The organism is Streptomyces sp. NPDC048057 (assembly GCF_040653095.1).
Taxonomy (GTDB): Bacteria; Actinomycetota; Actinomycetes; order Streptomycetales; family Streptomycetaceae; genus Streptomyces.
Map to the genome: position 1 here is coordinate 1 of NZ_JBEZNF010000079.1, position 1,675 is coordinate 1,675.

At 69.7% G+C, this 1,675-nt stretch carries 2 protein-coding genes; both read right to left on the minus strand.

The window, feature by feature from the left end:
• Window positions 1–752: beta-ketoacyl synthase N-terminal-like domain-containing protein (locus AB0E05_RS36375; protein WP_361971894.1), on the minus strand; the 752-nt coding region annotated here is incomplete at its 3' end.
• Window positions 753–908: 156 nt separating this feature from the next.
• Window positions 909–1,675, minus strand: a 767-nt coding sequence (locus AB0E05_RS36380; protein WP_361971896.1) for a beta-ketoacyl reductase, incomplete at its 5' end; no start/stop codon positions are given.

The window sequence follows — 1,675 nt, forward strand, 5'->3', positions numbered from 1 at the left end:
ATGACTGTCACTCCGCCCGCGAGTGCGAGGTCGCATTCGCCGCTGCGCAGTGACCGTATCGCCAGGTGCAGTGCGACCAGCGAGGACGAGCAGGCCGTGTCCACCGTGACCGCAGGCCCCTCCAGACCGAAGGTGTAGGAGAGACGGCCCGAGGCGACTGAACCCGCGCTGCCTGTGCCGATGTACCCCTCAAGCCCGTCAGGTGCCTTCTGGATGCGGCCCCCGTAGTCGCTGTACATCACGCCGGCGAAGACACCGGTGCGTGAGCCGTGCAGTGACGACGGGTCGATACCGGCCCGCTCGAAGGTTTCCCATGCCGTCTCCAGCAGCAGCCGCTGCTGCGGGTCCACCGCCAGCGCCTCGCGCGGGCTGATTCCGAAGAACGCCGGGTCGAACTCGTCCGCGTCGTGCACGAACCCACCCTCGCGGGCATAGCTCTTCCCGGTGCGTTCCGGGTCCGGGTCGTACAGCTCCGCGAGGTCCCAGCCCCGGTTGTCGGGGAAGGGTGAGATGGCGTCCGTGCCGGATTCGACGATCTGCCACAGGTCCTCCGGGGAGCGCACCCCGCCCGGATAGCGGCAGGCCATGCCGACGATCGCGATCGGCTCATGGCGCTCGGCCTGGACCTCGGACAGCTGCTCCTTGGTCTGGAGCAGGTCATTGGTCACGCGCTTGAGGTAGTCGCGGAGCCTGGCTTCGGTGGTCCCACTGGACTCGGTCGGCCCGCTCGCCTGGTTCGTGTCGCTGGTCATGGGAGGTCAACTCTCCTCGTTGTGCGGCACCCAGTGTCATGAGGTGGGGTGGGGGCAGGTGGGCGGTCGGGCGCTGGCCACGGCCGCGTGGATGGTCGGTGTGGCGCGCAGGGTGTGGCACCGGGGTGGAGATGGAGGGCGGACGGGACGGTGCCCTCATTCGGGTGCTACGTGTCCGTCGATGAGGTCGAAGAGCTCGTCGTCGGAGGCTTCCTCCACCTGGATGCCTGTCGCGGCCCTAGCGCTGCCGTTCTGGCCTGGGGCGATCCGGGACAGAACGGAGGCCAGCCGAGCGGTGACGCGGCCGAGAGCTTCTTCGTCCAGTGGCGCTCGGTCGAAGAGGTCTTCCAGTTCGTCGAGCCGGGCCAGTGCCGTCGCGGCGCCTCCCGGCATCGAGGCGCCCAGTTCCGCGTGGAGGTGGGCGGCGAGCGCGGCGGCCGTCGGGTGGTCGAAGAGTAGAGTGGTGGGCAGGCGCAGCCCGGTCTTGGCGCTGAGGCGGTTGCGGAGTTCGACGGCGGTGAGCGAGTCGAGGCCGAGGTCCAACAGGCCGCGGTCGGTCGGCACCAGCTGGTTCGGCGGATGGCCGAGCACCTCGGCGATGGTGGTCCGGATCAGATGGAGCGTCAGGCGTGGACGGTCTGTCTCAGGCGCCTCGGCGAGTTCGTGGACCCAGGGCAGCGGGTCTGTCCGCCCGGCACTTCCATTAGAGGGCGCCGCTGGAGCGGGAGACAGCCCTCGCACCAGGCCGCGGAGGAGCGGCGGCACGCGGTCGAGGTCGCCGAGGGCGCGTAGCGCCCCGGTATCCAGCCGTGCGGGTACGGCGACTGCGTGTGGGGTGTGGAGTGCGGTGTCGAAGAGGTGGAGTCCTTCGGTGGTGGTGAGGGGGGTGATGCCGGTGCGGGTGATGCGGTTGATGTCGGTGG